At 72.3% G+C, this 14,268-nt stretch carries 12 protein-coding genes and 1 riboswitch; of the genes, 6 read left to right on the top strand and 6 right to left on the bottom strand.

The annotated features are described in order from the left end of the window. The first annotated feature begins 125 nt into the window (after window positions 1–125). Window positions 126–1,415 carry a hypothetical protein gene (locus ACZ42A_RS08925; protein WP_468526498.1) on the top strand — a complete coding sequence of 430 codons (1,290 nt, stop codon included), beginning with the start codon at window positions 126–128 and terminating at the stop codon, window positions 1,413–1,415. Window positions 1,416–1,591: 176 nt separating this feature from the next. Next, window positions 1,592–2,122 (top strand): DoxX family protein, encoded by a 531-nt coding sequence (locus ACZ42A_RS08920; RefSeq protein WP_468526497.1) that lies wholly within the window; start codon window positions 1,592–1,594, stop codon window positions 2,120–2,122. A gap of 165 nt (window positions 2,123–2,287) precedes the next feature. Here the strand turns inward: ACZ42A_RS08920 and ACZ42A_RS08915 are convergent, their stop codons facing one another. After that, window positions 2,288–2,527 carry a hypothetical protein gene (locus tag ACZ42A_RS08915; protein WP_468526496.1) on the bottom strand — a complete coding sequence of 80 codons (240 nt, stop codon included), beginning with the start codon at window positions 2,525–2,527 and terminating at the stop codon, window positions 2,288–2,290. Then, a complete protein-coding gene (locus tag ACZ42A_RS08910) occupies window positions 2,514–4,121 on the bottom strand; it encodes a PspC domain-containing protein (protein WP_468526495.1) in 1,608 nt (535 codons plus the stop codon). Before ACZ42A_RS08910 ends, ACZ42A_RS08915 begins: the two co-directional genes overlap by 14 nt. Before the next feature lie 179 nt (window positions 4,122–4,300). On the opposite strand from ACZ42A_RS08910, the gene ACZ42A_RS08905 reads away from it, so the two are divergent. Together ACZ42A_RS08905 and ACZ42A_RS08900 are read left to right on the top strand one after the other, a co-directional pair. After that, window positions 4,301–5,599: an ATP-binding protein gene (locus ACZ42A_RS08905; protein ID WP_468526494.1), complete on the top strand. Its 1,299-nt coding sequence runs from the start codon at window positions 4,301–4,303 to the stop codon at window positions 5,597–5,599. Beyond that, complete coding sequence (locus ACZ42A_RS08900; protein ID WP_468526493.1) at window positions 5,596–6,342, top strand: LuxR C-terminal-related transcriptional regulator; 747 nt, start codon at window positions 5,596–5,598, stop codon at window positions 6,340–6,342. The genes ACZ42A_RS08905 and ACZ42A_RS08900 overlap by 4 nt, the downstream gene beginning before the upstream one ends. 64 nt (window positions 6,343–6,406) lie before the next feature. On the opposite strand, the gene ACZ42A_RS08895 is transcribed toward ACZ42A_RS08900, so the two are convergent. Continuing rightward, window positions 6,407–7,039 (bottom strand): hypothetical protein, encoded by a 633-nt coding sequence (locus ACZ42A_RS08895; protein WP_468526492.1) that lies wholly within the window; start codon window positions 7,037–7,039, stop codon window positions 6,407–6,409. Window positions 7,040–7,160: 121 nt separating this feature from the next. Continuing rightward, the gene (locus ACZ42A_RS08890; RefSeq protein ID WP_468526491.1) at window positions 7,161–8,228 is read right to left on the bottom strand and encodes a C40 family peptidase; all 1,068 of its coding nucleotides are present in this window, start codon (window positions 8,226–8,228) and stop codon (window positions 7,161–7,163) included. 427 nt (window positions 8,229–8,655) lie between these two features. Between ACZ42A_RS08890 and ACZ42A_RS08885 the strand changes: the two genes are divergently transcribed. Beyond that, complete coding sequence (locus tag ACZ42A_RS08885) at window positions 8,656–9,009, top strand: hypothetical protein (protein WP_468526490.1); 354 nt, start codon at window positions 8,656–8,658, stop codon at window positions 9,007–9,009. Here the strand turns inward: ACZ42A_RS08885 and ACZ42A_RS08880 are convergent. Continuing rightward, a complete protein-coding gene (locus ACZ42A_RS08880; protein ID WP_468526489.1) occupies window positions 8,987–9,997 on the bottom strand; it encodes a tellurite resistance/C4-dicarboxylate transporter family protein in 1,011 nt (336 codons plus the stop codon). The genes ACZ42A_RS08885 and ACZ42A_RS08880 overlap by 23 nt on opposite strands. A gap of 191 nt (window positions 9,998–10,188) precedes the next feature. Then, the gene (locus ACZ42A_RS08875) at window positions 10,189–11,379 is read right to left on the bottom strand and encodes a C40 family peptidase (protein ID WP_468526488.1); all 1,191 of its coding nucleotides are present in this window, start codon (window positions 11,377–11,379) and stop codon (window positions 10,189–10,191) included. Window positions 11,380–11,387: 8 nt separating this feature from the next. Continuing rightward, window positions 11,388–11,554: riboswitch (cyclic di-AMP (ydaO/yuaA leader) on the bottom strand. Window positions 11,555–11,783: 229 nt separating this feature from the next. Between ACZ42A_RS08875 and pcrA the strand changes: the two genes are divergently transcribed. After that, a complete protein-coding gene (gene pcrA, locus ACZ42A_RS08870) occupies window positions 11,784–14,258 on the top strand; it encodes a DNA helicase PcrA (protein WP_468526487.1) in 2,475 nt (824 codons plus the stop codon). Window positions 14,259–14,268: the final 10 nt, after the last annotated feature.

Here is a 14,268-nt window from a genome sequence, read left to right as displayed (position 1 = left end):
CTGACCAGACCAGCCGGACGTGGACGGCGTGGGGTAGGGCACAATTCGCTGTCGTCACGGGGGAGTTGTACGGCGGCGTCGTACGGGCGTCGCAGGGTGGTGGCCGGGAAGGGCGGGCGTCGGGCGTGGCGGTGCAGGAGGCGAGAGAGGGTGCGGAGCCCGGAGTGTACGGAGGCTCCCACGGAGGCGGCTGTACCTGCGGGGACTGCCCGCACGGGGCACGGGAGGGCCACCGGCGGGCCGTCGCCGCGTTTCTGCTGAAACGCGATGGGTTCGCGGCCGGGCAGGGGCTGCCGGCGGCGGTCGCGCACTCCCCTTCGGCCTCCCGCCAGTGGGTCTCGGACGAACTGACCCAGTCCGCCCAGCTCGTCGCCGCTCGCGGCCGCGCCGAGGGTGAGGCCTGGCTGGCCCGGCTGTGGCGGCGTACGGCGATCACGGTGTGGGCGCTCGTCCTGGTGCTGGTGCTGGTGCAGGCGTTCACCGCGATCGGCGTGGGCTGGACGGCGGCCCGTACCGCCGGACTGCTCGCCGCGCTGGTGGTGGCCGCGGCGCTGACGGCGGCCTCCTTCTTCCACCGGGCCCGCGGCGGGGCGCTGGCGCCGGTGATCGGCGAGGACAACCGGCTGTCCACCTCCCGTGCCGTGGCCGCGGCCTGGGTGCTGTTCGTCGCCTACGCGGTGCTGTTCCTGGCCGGGCAGCTGGCGGCCGCCTCGGACCACGACGAGCGCGACGCGCTGATCGCCGGGCTGGAACTCGCCCGCGGTGCCGGGGTGGTGACCGTGCTCGCCGTGGTGTGCGCGATCGCGGTGCTGGTGCGTCGGGTGGTCGGGCTGCGGGTGCTCGCCCAGCGGCTCCAGAAGGTCCGCGCGGACCGGCCACGGGCGGCCGACCTGCTCACCGATGACGCGGGTCGGGGCAGCTTCGCCGATCTCCAGTACGTCGTGATCAGTACCGTGGCCCTCGTCTTCGGTGTGGTCCGGCTGGCCCGCCACCCGGACCAACTGCCCGACCTGCCCTGGGGACTCGCGGTGGTCGTCCTGGTCTCGGCCACGACCTACCTCTGCGGCAAGTACTCCGAGGGCGGCCGCCCCGTCATCCTCTCCGTCGTCCGCGCCCGGGAGGCGGGCGACCTCGACGCGCCGATCCGCACCGGTGAGGACATCGAGATCCGCGGCGCCGGTTTCGTCCCGCCGGGTGCGCACGGCGCCGACCGGCTGTCCCGGATGGCCGTACGGATCGGGGCGGTCCACGTTCATGTGCCGCTCGTGCCCGTGGCCGGCGGCTTCAGCAACCCCACCGACACCCTGCTCACCGTGCCCGTGCCGGTCGATGTCGAGCCGGGCCGGGTGACCGTGCAGGTCGTGACGGCGTCGGGCGTGGAGACGAACCCGTACGTGATCGAGGTGGCGGAGTAAGCCGGGGCGACGCGGCAGGCCGTGGCGGCGGAGCAGGTCGAGGCGACGGAGCACGGCGTGCGGCAAGCGGGCCGCACGGTCGAAAACCGGCCGGAACATGAGTGAGCGGTTCCTCTCTTGCGTACGTATCGTCTGATGAGGGCTCATGGACGGCGGGCGAGAGGCGGCGATCGGCGATGACTCACGGTATTCGTCCGGATACCCACATCTCGCCCACGGGCGGCCGCGGCACATGGCGGGACACCGCCACCCACTACGCCCTCCTCCCCCTGCGCGTCTTCCTCGGCGTCACCTTCATCTACGCCGGCCTGGACAAACTCGCCGACAGTGCCTTCATGCGCGACGGCGGAGCCGGATCGGTCGGCGACATGATGCGCACCGTGCGCGACTCCTCGGCCTTTCCGGCCCTGGTGGACCTGGCCCTGGAGAGTCCCGTCGGCTTCGGCTACGCCATCGCCATCGGTGAACTCGCCGTCGGTATCGGCACCCTGCTCGGCCTCTTCGCCCGCCTCGCCGCCCTCGGTGGCGCACTGATCTCTCTCAGCCTGTGGCTGACCGTGAGCTGGGCCTCCGACCCGTACTACTACGGCAACGACCTCGCCTACCTCATGGCCTGGATCCCGCTGGTCCTCGCCGGCGCGCCCTACCTCTCCCTGGACGCGGCCCTACGGGCGCGGCGGCGGGGACGGGCGGGGGATTATCGGTAGCGGCGCTGTCGCGCGGCTGATCCGGGTCGACCGGGACGGGCTGGGGCGGGGCTGGCTGCCTCGTCTGTGTGCCCTGCCGCGTTCCTGGTGCCTGGTGCCTGGTGCCGCGTCCCGGTGCCGGTACCTGGTGCCACGTGCCGGGTCCCCGGTGTCCGGTGCCGGGGGTCAGGCCCGGGGTATCGGCTCGGCCTCACTCGGCCGGCGACGGGGCTTGCCCCGGCGGCGTACGGCCCGGCCCAGCATGCCTGCCAGGCCGGCCAGGCACAGTCCGCCCACGACGAGGGGGATCACCACGAACCACGGGGTCTCCCAGGCGCCGCCCGCGTCCCCGGCGTAGACGACACCGGCGAGGGTGAGGAAGAACCCCGCGACCAGCCTCCCCGGCTGGAACTCATGACGCAGCACGGCTGACCTCCACCTGTCCCACCCCGACCCGAAGGTCGAGATCGATCGTGCCGGCGCCCTTCGTGCCCGCCGCCGGCCTCAGGGTCACCTGTTCGTACTTGCCCGGCGCCACATCCACGTCCTGCTGCCTGTCGCCCGGCAACTGGATGTCACCCACTCCCACGTCGATGTCCGCCTCCACCGTCACGTCCGGCGGCACGATCACCCGCAGCCGCCCCACGCCCACCTCGGCCGCCGTGGCCAGCGTCTGCCCCTCGGCCGGGTCGAGCCGGGACAGATCCAGGGTGCCGACGCCGGTGCCGAGGTCGTACTTCTCCCGCACGTCCGCCGCCGCGGTCGGCTGCCATGTCGTCTGTATCCACTGTGTGCCGATGTCCTTGGGCAGCGCGGCCGAACCGGCGAGCAGCGCCGCCGTGATGACCGCCAGGAACACCGAGCCCGCGCCCGTGCGCCCCAGGAACGCGCTGACCGCGATGCCGAGACCGAAGACGGCGAGCGCGCAGGACAGCCCGGTCTGCAGGCTGGTGCCGAGCGGGTGCTCGTCCCAGGTCAGGCTGGTGCCGAGGCCGCCCGCGAGGAGGGCGAGCAGGAAGACCCAGCCGCCGATCCAGCGTGGGCCGCGCGGCTTCGGCGGCTCCTGGCGCGGGATGCCGCGGGTCTCGCGGCCGTGCGGGTAGTCGTCGAGGCTGAGGCTGACGGTCGCCGCGATGTCATGGTCCCGGGAGTCCCTGGGGCCCCACAGATAGCCGGTGCCGCCGACGTGCGTGCCGTCCTTGACGATCGGGTCACGCCACCAGGAGTAGGCGGCGGGTGCCGGCGGTGCCTGGGCCTCCGGCGGGGCGTCGGCGGCGGCCTGCGCGGCCAGGGGATCGGGGTCGGGGGCGCCGCGCCGCTGCGACCAGTACCCGGCGCCCGCGAGGAGCAGGGAGAGGACGACGGCGAAGGTGAGGACACCGCCGTTGTTCAGCATCGACAGGAAGACCCCGCAGCCCACCAGTGCGAACAGCACCGCTGTCAGCGCCTGGCCGTCCACCCGGCCGGTGAGCAGCTTGCGGACCTCGTTCTCGTCCTCGTCGTCGTACGGGACGAAGAGCCAGGCGAAGCCGTAGAAGATGAGGCCGATGCCGCCGGTGGCCGCCAGGACGGCGAGCGTGATCCGGAAGATGACCGGGTCCATGTCGCACTGCCGGCCCAGCCCGGCGCAGACACCGGCGAACATCTTGTGCCGCCGGTCCCGCCGGAAGCTCCGCAGCCCGTCGACCGCCCGCGCCTCCTCCGACGTGCCCGCCGCCGATTCGCCGCCTGCCGTGGGCGTGGCCCGCTGCTCGGCGCCGACCGGTGCTGCGGACCCGTCGGCCGGTGTCGCCCCGTTCACATTCGCCCCTCCGGCCCGGCCCGCCTCGTCGGCTGTGCCCGGCTGTCCGTTCGTGTCCAGCTCCGCCGGCGCATCCCCTTGATCGCGCGCGCCTGCCCGCCCGTGCGTGCCCGCGCGCTCGTGCGCGCGGGATTCCGCACCCGCGGAGGCCGTGGTCGCCGGGTCGGACGCGGAGCCCGCGTCGGGCCCGGCGTCCGCGGCGTGCTGGTGATCAGTCATGTGTCCATGGTGACGGCCGAGCCGCCGCGGCGGCAGTCGGAATGACCCTGGCCGGACCCTGATATCGCCCCTGACACGCGGCGGGGGATCCGTGCGAGAGACCGCCCGCTCGAAGATCAGGGGTGTCTCGGGGGTCGACCCTGATGCTCTGGTCCGCCCGCCGTGTGACCATCGATGGCATGCCGGAAGCCGCAACCGCAGCAGCGCCAGTCACCGAACCGCGGCCGCCGCGCAAGCTCTACCGCAGCAGTGACGGACGCTGGCTCGGTGGCGTGGCGCGGGGGCTCGCCGGACATCTCGGGCTGCCCGTGATCTGGGTACGCCTGGTCTTCGTCGGCCTGTTCATGGCCGACGGCCTCGGCGCGCTGCTGTATGCCGCGTTCTGGTTCTTCGTGCCGCTCGGCGTCGGAGGTGTCGACGCGGACAGGCCGCCGTCCTTCGTCGCCACCGAGACCTCGTCCGACGGCCGCCGCAGACTCGTCACCCGCAAACCCGACAAGGGCCAGATGGTCGCGCTGCTGCTCATGGTCGTGGTGGCGATGGTCTTCGTCAGCAGTGTGAACCTGGGCGCCGGCGCCAAGGCCTATCTGCTGCCCGCCGTCCTCGTCGGCGCCGGTGTCGCCCTCGTCTGGCGCCAGGCGGACAACGCCCGCCGGGCCCGCTGGGTCGAGGTCGGCCGCCGTCGGCGCACGCTCACCCTGCTGCGCGCCGTGGCCGGCGTCCTGCTGGTCACCGCCGGTGTCTCCGGCATCTTCGTCCTGCAGGGCTCCGCCGCGCACCTCGGCTCGGTCCTGCAGGCGGCCCTCGCCGTTCTCGTCGGCATCACGCTGCTCGCCGGTCCGTATCTGGTGCGGATGACCCAGGATCTGTCCGAGGAGCGTCTGATGCGCATCCGCGCCCAGGAGCGCGCCGAAGTCGCCGCCCACGTCCACGACTCGGTGCTGCACACCCTGACACTGATCCAGCGCAACGCGGAGAACCCGAACGAGGTGCGCCGCCTCGCCCGCGCCCAGGAGCGCGACCTGCGCACCTGGCTCTACAAACCGGAGGGCACCGGCAAGGACGAGGAGGACGAGCCCACCACGCTCGCCGAGGCCGTGCGGCGCAATGCCGCCGAGGTCGAGGACAAGCACGGCGTCCCCATCGAGGTCGTGGTCGTCGGTGACTGCCCGCTCGACGAGCGGACCGGCGCACAGATGCAGGCCGCGCGCGAGGCGATGGTGAACGCCGCCAAGTACGGTGGCGAGGGTGGCGCCGTCCAGGCCTACGCCGAAGTCGAGGGCAGGACGGTCTTTGTGTCCGTGCGTGACCGCGGCCCCGGCTTCGACCTCGACTCGATACCCGCCGACCGCATGGGCGTTAGAGAATCGATCATCGGCCGCATGGAGCGCAACGGCGGCACGGCCCGGGTGCGGGCGGTGCCCGGCGGCGGCACGGAGGTCGAGCTGGAGATGGAGAGGGCGGAGAAGACGTCATGAGCGACCCGACCGAGGCGAACGGGACAGCGGGAGCGGCGGAACCGGCCGAGTCCGCGGAGCCGGCCGGCCAGGGCACCGGCGGCCGGCGGGTGCGCGTGGTCCTCGTCGACGACCACCGGATGTTCCGTACGGGCGTGCAGGCCGAGATCGGCCAGACCGAGCAGACCGGCGTCGAGGTCGTCGGAGAGGCCGCCGACGTCGACCAGGCGGTCTCCGTCATCACCGCGACCCGGCCCGAGGTCGTCCTCCTGGACGTGCATCTGCCGGGCGGCGGCGGGGTCGAAGTACTGCGCCGCTGCGCCGCGTTGATGGCCGACACCGAGCGGCCCGTCCGCTTCCTCGCCCTGTCCGTCTCGGACGCGGCGGAGGACGTGATCGGCGTCATCCGCGGCGGCGCGCGCGGCTATGTGACGAAGACGATCACCGGCTCGGACCTCATCGACTCGATCTTCCGGGTACAGGAAGGGGACGCGGTCTTCTCCCCGCGCCTCGCCGGGTTCGTGCTCGACGCCTTCGCCTCCACCGATGCCCCGCCGGTCGACGAGGATCTCGATCGCCTCACCCAGCGCGAGCGCGAGGTGCTGCGGCTCATCGCCCGGGGGTACGCGTACAAGGAGATCGCCAAGCAGCTCTTCATCTCCGTGAAGACGGTCGAGTCGCATGTCTCCGCCGTCCTCAGGAAGCTCCAGCTCTCCAACCGTCACGAGCTGACGAGATGGGCGACGGCGCGACGCCTGGTGTGACGGGCACCCGGGCGGCACAGGCCGCACCCTCCTCGGCACTCCGCCGCGGCTGGTCCGCCCGACCTCAGCGGTGCCCCGGCCGGGGCGCCGACGCCAGTGCCCGCAGCGCCCACCGGTAGTGCCGTACGGCCTTCACCACGCCGATCAGCCCCGTCAGCCAGAGGATCATGCCGATACCCATGCCCAGCACGACATCGGCGAGCGGTGACCGGCCGGGCCCCGCGTGTGCCGCCGAGGCGAAGGACGCCCACAGGCCGATCGCGCAGACCAGCAGGGAGGAGAGCATCCAGAACAGGCTGAGACCGGGGGAGCGCAGGCGGGTGTCGGTCGGTGGGTGACTGTCCAGGGCCAGCCAGGCGTCGATGAGTTCCCGTATCCGCCGGTCGCGGCGGATGGCGAACACGACCGCGATCACGGAGGGGGCGAGGGAGGCCAGGCCGAGGAAGGCGAAGACCGGGCCGAGGAAGAGCCCGAGGGGGTCTTTCTCCTCGATCTGCTGGAGAGGAAGGACGAGCAGCGACCAGCCGATGATCGCCGCGAGGGCGAGCAGCCACAGCAGCAGGATCCGGTGCACGCCGAGGCTGCGCCGCCGCAGCTGCTCCAGCGCGCGCCCTCGGTCGGCCAGCAGCGCCGCCCGGTCCGGCCAGACCCGGATGTGGGGCGGAGGAGGTGGCGGAGGCAGCGGGGAGCGGGGCATCGGGACCTTCTGAAGAGGCGGACCTGCGGCGACGTACGAAGCGGCGCACCACCGCTTCGACGTCCGACGCTACCGCGCCGCCGTGCTCATGCCATGCCCGTCGCCCGCCGCGCGGCGCGTCTCACACCACGCGCGTGGCCCCCGCGAACGGCATCTCGTCGATCGGCGCCACGCGTACGGGGGCCGAGGGGTTGGGCGCGTGGACCATCTGCCCGTTGCCGACGTAGAGGCCCACGTGGCTGATGCCGGAGTAGAAGAACACCAGGTCGCCGGGGAGGAGTTCGGAGCGGGCGACACGGCGGCCCGCGCCGATCTGGGCGTAGGTCGTACGGGGCAGGGAGACGCCCGCGGAGCGGTACGCGGCCTGGATCAGGCCCGAGCAGTCGAAGGCGTCGGGGCCGGTGGCGCCCCAGACGTAGGGGCTGCCGAGCTTGGAGTAGGCGTAGGAAACGGCCGCGGCGGCACGGGAGTTGGGCGCCGCGACCGTTTCGCCTGGTGCCGCGAGATCGCCGCGGGCAGCCGTCGCGTCCCGTGAGGCGCGGTTCGTGCCGGTGCCCTCCTCGGCGAGCCGTGCCCGCTCCTCGGCCGTGAGCCGGGACAGCAGGTGCCGGGCCGCGCCCAGCTTGCCGGTGATCGTCTTCTTGTGCCGCTTCAGCTCCGCCTGGCGTGAGGCCAGCGTGGCCAGCTCGATGCGCGCGGCGCCGCGCAGTTGCTCGATCTCCCGCAGCTGTTTGCGGACGCGGGAGACGGCGGCCGCCTGCCGGTGACCGGCCCGTTCGGCGAGGGCGGCGCCGTCGAGGTATTGGTCGGGGTCGCCGGACAGCGCCAGTTGCAGCGCCGGGGCGAGGCCGCCACGGCGGTACTGCGCCGCGGCGAACGAACCCAGGGCGTCCCGCGCCGAGTTGAGGCGCTCCTGCTTGCGAGCCGCCTCGTCCTGGAGGGTCGCCAGCCGCTGCTGGGCCGCGTCGGCCTTCTCCTTGGCGCCGTTGTACTTCTCGGTGGCCACCTCGGCCTCCTGGTACAGCTTGTCCACCTTGGCCCTGACCTGCGCCGGTGTCAGCTCGGGCTCGGCGTGTCCGGTCCCGTCGAAGGCCGTCGCGGTCGCGGCGCCCGCGAGTGCGATGGTCGCCGCGGTACGGGCCCGATGGCCGCCGGCCGAGCGGTGCCGGAGCTTGCGGTGCGCTGCCACGTGGACTGCACGTCCTTTCCTGCGGCCGGGAGGTCGGGCGGTCCGGCGGCGGTCCCGCACAGGGGGAGCGGACCCGCCGCCGGACCTTCTCGGCGGAGACGTCCGGCTGCCGCCCCTGGCCCGGGCGGCGGTGGGGAGCCGGACGCCTGGTGGAGGACGCTAGGCCTCGGTGTGTCGGGGCGGTAACGAGATGTGCGGAAGTGGCGAGAGCGGACAGAGACGTGACCGTATGTGACCGTGGTTCTTCGTCGGCGTCGTCGAGATCACGCAGTGTGCTGACCGAAGTGACGATTCTGGAGCTCGTACGAGTGACGGGATGCTATGGGCGGCATATGTCCGTCCCTCGTCTCCGTCCTGTGTCTCCCTGCCTCGCCAGGGACGGGGCGGTGTCAGGCGTCGGATGAGGGCCTGGTTAGGCTCCGGCCCCATGGACGTACTCATCCATCTCTTCGTCGGCCTGCACATCATCGGCATCGCCTCGCTCCTCGGCGGCTTTCTCACCCAGATGAAGGCGATGGGCCAGGGCACCGCCCGATTCGTCCCGGCGATGCTGCACGGCGCGCTGACGATGCTGGTCACCGGCGTGATCCTGGTCGGCCTCAACCAGGCCGACGACCAGACGGTCAACAACATCAAGATCGGCGTGAAGCTGGCCCTGCTGATCGTGATCCTCGGCCTCGTCTATGTGAAGCGCGACGACGAGAAGGTGGACAAGGGCCTGTTCGGCCTGGTCGGGCTGCTGACCACGGCGAACATCTTCATCGCGGTGCTCTGGACCTGATCCCCGGCGCGCCGTGCCGCGCCGTCGACGGCCGTACGGCGGCCCGGGCGGCGGCGACCGCCCCGACGGCGACCGCGAGCCAGGCGGCCACCGCGATCCACAGCAGTACCTCGCCCGGCCCTTCGAGCCCGGGCACCTCGACGGCGGAGGCGATCGACAGCATCGCCGCCGCCGTCATCCCCATCGGGAACACGGTGGACCAGCGGCGCACGTCGTGACGCAGCCGCGGCCGGACCACCTCGGCCGCGAACAGGACGGCGTACCAGCACAGATCGAGCACCAGCAGCGCGAGGGTCACGGTGCGCAGGACGCCGCGGTCGTCGGCGTTCCACAGATACAGACCCGACTCATCGGCGGCGAGGAGCCTCGACCCCGCCAGCGCGGAGATGGCCGCCGCCCCGGCCGCGACCCACTGGTCGCCGGCCCCCTCGATCACCTGCCGTGGGTCGAAGCGGACCAGGGCGAATGCGTAGATCACGATGCCCAGCCAGAACAGCACCAGGGCGGTGTGCGCGAGCCAGGCCGCCGACTCCGCCGCGGCCAGGGCGGCCCCGAGCAGCGCGAGCCCCTGCGTCGCCACGCACGCCAGGAAGACCGCCCCCGGCATACGCCGGTGCCAGTGCTCCACGACCAGGACGAGCAGCACCGGCCACAGCAGGGCGGCCAGCGCCAGCATCGCCGCGGCCGGGAGCTGCCAGTCCAGTGCGGAGAAGCGCGCGCCGAGCACCGTCGTCGCCGCCACGGCGGTCAGCGAGGCGGGCGTGCCCGCCGCGGACAGCCACCGCTGCCGCTGCCACAGCAGCCGTACGCCGAAGTCCGCCGCCAGCGCGAGCCAGGCGGCGCAGGCGAGCGCGAGCAGGATGAGGGACAGCGTCTCGTAGCCGGTCAGATGCAGGCCGATCGAGATGATGCCGGTCGCCATCACGGCGGCCCCGGCCGCCGGCGGACGCTGCGCCCACCAGGCGCGGAGGGGGGAGGTGGCGGGCATGGGCCGATGCTAAGGAGCCATGCGCGCCGCGCGAGCGGGGCACGCGCGCGGGCGCACCCGAAAGCACGCGGGCGCACCCACGCCTCCGCGCGCCGCCCTCCACGCGCCCGCCCCCTCCACGCGCCTCACGCCTGCACGCGCGCCGGGTCTACACGCGTCGCATGCCAAACGCGCTCCCTCCTACGCGCGCCTCAGGCCGGGCGCACCACGCTGTGGATCGACGACTCGCCGTCGTAGTAGATCGACTCCTCGCGGACGTACGCCCCGGGCTTCGGCGCGTGGATCATCATCCCGTTGCCGATGTAGATGCCGACGTGGGTGACGTCGTCGTAGAAGAAGACCAGGTCACCGGGCTGGGCCGCGGCGAGGGAGACCGTGGTTCCGGCGTTCACCTGGTCGTAGGTGGTGCGCGGGAGGGTGACGCCGGCGGCCTTCCAGGCGGCCTGGGTGAGGCCGGAGCAGTCGTAGGAGCCGGGGCCGGTGGCGCCCCAGACGTACGGCTTGCCGATCTGGGCGCGGGCGAAGGTGATCGCCTTCTCGGCCTTGGCGGCGTACGTGGAGTCGGCCGGGGTGGAGGTCTCGCCGGTGCTGCCCGAGGAGGACGACGAGCCGCCGGTCTCCTCCTGCGCGGCCTCCTGGGCGGCCTCCTGGCGGGCCTCCTCCTGCCGCCGCTGCTCCTCCGCCTGCTGCCGGGCCAGCTCCGCGGCCTTGCGCGCCGCCTCCTCCTGCTCGCGCTTCTCGATCGCCGCGAGCCGCGCCTTCTCCTCGGCGGTCAGCTGCGACAGCAGCTCCCGCGCGGTGGCGAGCTTCTTCTGGACGGTCGCCTTGGCCGTCTTCAGATCGGTCTGCGACTCGGTGAGCGTCCGAAGGCTCTCGGAGGCCTCCTGGCGCTTCTTCATCGTCTCGGACTGCTGGGCGAAGTAGTCGTCGACCGCGTCCTTCTGCCGGCTGGTCAGCCGGTCCATCAGCTGCGTCCGGTCGAGGTAGTCCTGCGGCGAGTCCGCGAGCAGGAAGGTCGCGGTGTCGGACAGGGCGCCGCCGGTGCGGTACTGGGCCGCGGCGTAGGTCCCCAGCTCCTCGCGTGCCTCGTTGAGCTTCTGCGCGCGCCGGGCCACGTCGTCCAGGAGGGTGTCGACGCGCTTGCGCTGCTTCGCGGTCCTCTCCTTGACCGCGTTGTACTTCTCGGTCGCCGACTCGGCCTGGCGGTAGAGATCGTCGACCTTCTTCTCGACCTCCTCCAGGCTCGGCTTGTCGTCGGTCGACGGGGCGGCGTCGGCGGTCTGCGAGAGCAGGGCCACGGAGGTGAGGGCGGCGGTGGCGAGGGCGGGGTTGCGTATGCCGGCCACGCGCGGGGTGGGACGCGACTTGCGGTGCGACGCCAAGGGAGGCGACTCCTTCCATCGGCCCGCCTACCGGGTTAGCTGTCGGGTTCGGGCGGGTCGTTCGGAAGGGTTGCCCTACGGTCCCTCCCCCAAGAGGAGGGCCGATTCACCCCAGAGTCGGTTGGGTCCCCGGCTCCGGCCGCCGTGGGGGCGCCGGACTCGGCGGAGGCCGCGCGGCCCGGCGACGTTCGCCGGTGGGGGTCGTTCGGCCTGCCCGGCACGGTAGCCAACTCGTGTGGCTGCTGTGAAGGTTGGTGGGTGATATGCCCGATACATTTTCGTGACCTTTCGAAAGGTGTAGCTCGCCGTCGCCGAGCCTGAGCGGCGCGTGGCCGCCGGTGCCGGCTGTGATGTTCTCCGGGCGGCCCTCGGTTGTCAGTGGGGCGCCCTAGACTCGGAGAGCGATGAGCAGCCTCTTTGACGACAGCTTCCTGGCGGACCTCCAGGCCCCGCGGGCCCATGCGGAGGAGCCCCCGCCGCCGCCCGAGGACGAACACGTACCGGAGCCGATTCCGGACGATCTGTTCGGCGGGAAGTTCGACCTGCCCCCGGACCGGGACGAGTACTACCGCGACGGCGCCCCGCGCCCGGCGGTGGACTCGGCCGCGCTCCTGGAGGGGCTGAACGAGAACCAGCGCGCCGCCGTCGTCCACTCCGGCTCCCCCCTGCTCATCGTGGCCGGCGCCGGCTCCGGCAAGACCCGTGTGCTCACCCACCGCATCGCCTACCTGCTGGCCGAGCGGGGCGTGCACCCGGGGCAGATCCTCGCGATCACCTTCACCAACAAGGCCGCGGGCGAGATGAAGGAGCGCGTGGAGCAGCTGGTGGGCCCGCGCGCGAACGCGATGTGGGTGATGACCTTCCACAGCGCGTGCGTGCGCATCCTGCGCCGGGAGAGCAAGAAGCTCGGCTTCACCTCGTCGTTCTCGATCTACGACGCCGCCGACTCCAAGCGCCTGATGGCCCTGGTCTGCCGCGATCTGGACCTGGACCCCAAGCGCTTCCCGCCCAAGTCCTTCAGCGCCAAGATCAGCAACCTGAAGAACGAGCTGATCGACGAGGAGGACTTCGCCGCCCAGGCCTCCGACGGCTTCGAGAAGACCCTCGCCCAGGCCTACGCGCTCTACCAGTCGCGGCTGCGCGAGGCGAACGCCCTCGACTTCGACGACCTGATCATGACGACGGTCAACCTGCTGCGCGCCTTCCCCGACGTGGCCGAGCACTACCGCCGCCGCTTCCGCCACGTCCTGGTCGACGAGTACCAGGACACCAACCACGCGCAGTACGCCCTGGTCCGCGAGCTGGTCGGCACCGGCGAGCACCCCGTCGACGTGCCGCCCGAGGCCGACCTCCCGCCCGCCGAACTGTGCGTCGTGGGTGACGCCGACCAGTCGATCTACGCCTTCCGGGGCGCGACGATCCGCAACATCCTCCAGTTCGAGGAGGACTACCCGGACGCGACGACGATCCTGCTGGAGCAGAACTACCGCTCCACCCAGACGATCCTCTCCGCCGCCAACGCGGTCATCGAGCGCAACGAGTCCCGCCGCCCCAAGAACCTGTGGACCAACGCCGGCCAGGGCGCCCGGATCACCGGCTATGTCGCCGACACCGAGCACGACGAGGCCCAGTTCGTCGCCGACGAGATAGACCGCCTCACGGACGCGGGCGAGGCGAAGGCCGGCGACGTCGCCGTCTTCTACCGCACCAACGCCCAGTCCCGTGTCTTCGAAGAGGTCTTCATCCGCGTCGGCCTGCCGTACAAGGTCGTCGGCGGCGTCCGCTTCTACGAGCGCAAGGAGGTCCGGGACGTCCTCGCCTACCTGCGCGTGCTCGCCAACCCCGAGGACTCGGTCCCGCTGCGCCGCATCCTCAACGTCCCCAAGCGGGGCATCGGCGACCGCGCGGAGGCGATGATCGACGCGCTCTCCCAGCGCGAGAAGATCAGCTTCCCGCAGGCACTCAAGCGCGTCGACGAGGCGTACGGCATGGCCGCGCGGTCCACGAACGCGGTCAAGCGGTTCAACGCGCTGATGGAGGAGCTGCGCACGATCGTCGAGTCCGGCGCCGGGCCGGCGACGATCCTGGAGGCGGTGCTCGAACGCACGGGCTATCTCGCCGAGTTGCAGGCCTCGACCGACCCGCAGGACGAGACCCGGATCGAGAACCTCCAGGAACTCGCTGCCGTCGCCCTGGAGTTCGAACAGGAGCGCGGCGAGGGCGAGGCGGGCACGCTGGCCGACTTCCTGGAGCAGGTCGCGCTGGTCGCCGACTCCGACCAGATCCCCGACGAGGAGGACGGCGACGGCGTCATCACGCTGATGACCCTGCACACCGCGAAGGGCCTGGAATTCCCGGTCGTGTTCCTGACCGGCATGGAGGACGGCGTCTTCCCGCACATGCGCGCCCTCGGCCAGACCAAGGAGCTGGAGGAGGAGCGCCGCCTGGCGTACGTCGGCATCACGCGCGCGCGGGAGCGGCTGTATCTCACCCGGTCCTCGATGCGCAGCGCCTGGGGACAGCCGCAGTACAACCCGCCGTCCCGCTTCCTGGAGGAGATCCCGCCGACGTACGTCGACTGGAAGCGCACCGGAGCCGTCGCGGCTCCGGCGGGACCGGTCTCGGGTGTGGCGGCCTCGCTGTCGTCGTCCCGCTCGCGCTCCTCGGCGTCCGGCGCCTCCGGGTTCGCCACCCGCCGCACCGCGGAGAAGCCGGTCGCCTCCCTGGCCGTCGGCGACCGGGTCACGCACGACCAGTTCGGGCTCGGCACCGTCGTCGGGGTCAAGGGCACGGGCGCGAACGCCGAGGCGACGATCGACTTCGGCGACGCCAAGCCGAAGCGGCTGCTGCTGCGGTACGCGCCGGTGGAGAAGCTGTAGCCGCTGCACG

This window comes from Streptomyces sp. NPDC030838 (assembly GCF_055572035.1).
This window is presented reverse-complemented; position numbering and strand designations above follow the sequence as displayed.

What these genes read in the sequence shown, in the direction of transcription:
- ACZ42A_RS08880 (WP_468526489.1), bottom strand. Translation starts at nt 9,997, where the DNA reads ATGCCCGCCACCTCCCCCCTCCGCGCCTGGTGGGCGCAGCGTCCGCCG.
- ACZ42A_RS08900 (WP_468526493.1), top strand. Translation starts at nt 5,596, where the DNA reads ATGAGCGACCCGACCGAGGCGAACGGGACAGCGGGAGCGGCGGAACCG.
- ACZ42A_RS08885 (WP_468526490.1), top strand. Translation starts at nt 8,656, where the DNA reads ATGGACGTACTCATCCATCTCTTCGTCGGCCTGCACATCATCGGCATC.
- ACZ42A_RS08910 (WP_468526495.1), bottom strand. Translation starts at nt 4,121, where the DNA reads ATGACTGATCACCAGCACGCCGCGGACGCCGGGCCCGACGCGGGCTCC.
- ACZ42A_RS08920 (WP_468526497.1), top strand. Translation starts at nt 1,592, where the DNA reads ATGACTCACGGTATTCGTCCGGATACCCACATCTCGCCCACGGGCGGC.
- pcrA (WP_468526487.1), top strand. Translation starts at nt 11,784, where the DNA reads ATGAGCAGCCTCTTTGACGACAGCTTCCTGGCGGACCTCCAGGCCCCG.
- ACZ42A_RS08895 (WP_468526492.1), bottom strand. Translation starts at nt 7,039, where the DNA reads ATGCCCCGCTCCCCGCTGCCTCCGCCACCTCCTCCGCCCCACATCCGG.
- ACZ42A_RS08905 (WP_468526494.1), top strand. Translation starts at nt 4,301, where the DNA reads ATGCCGGAAGCCGCAACCGCAGCAGCGCCAGTCACCGAACCGCGGCCG.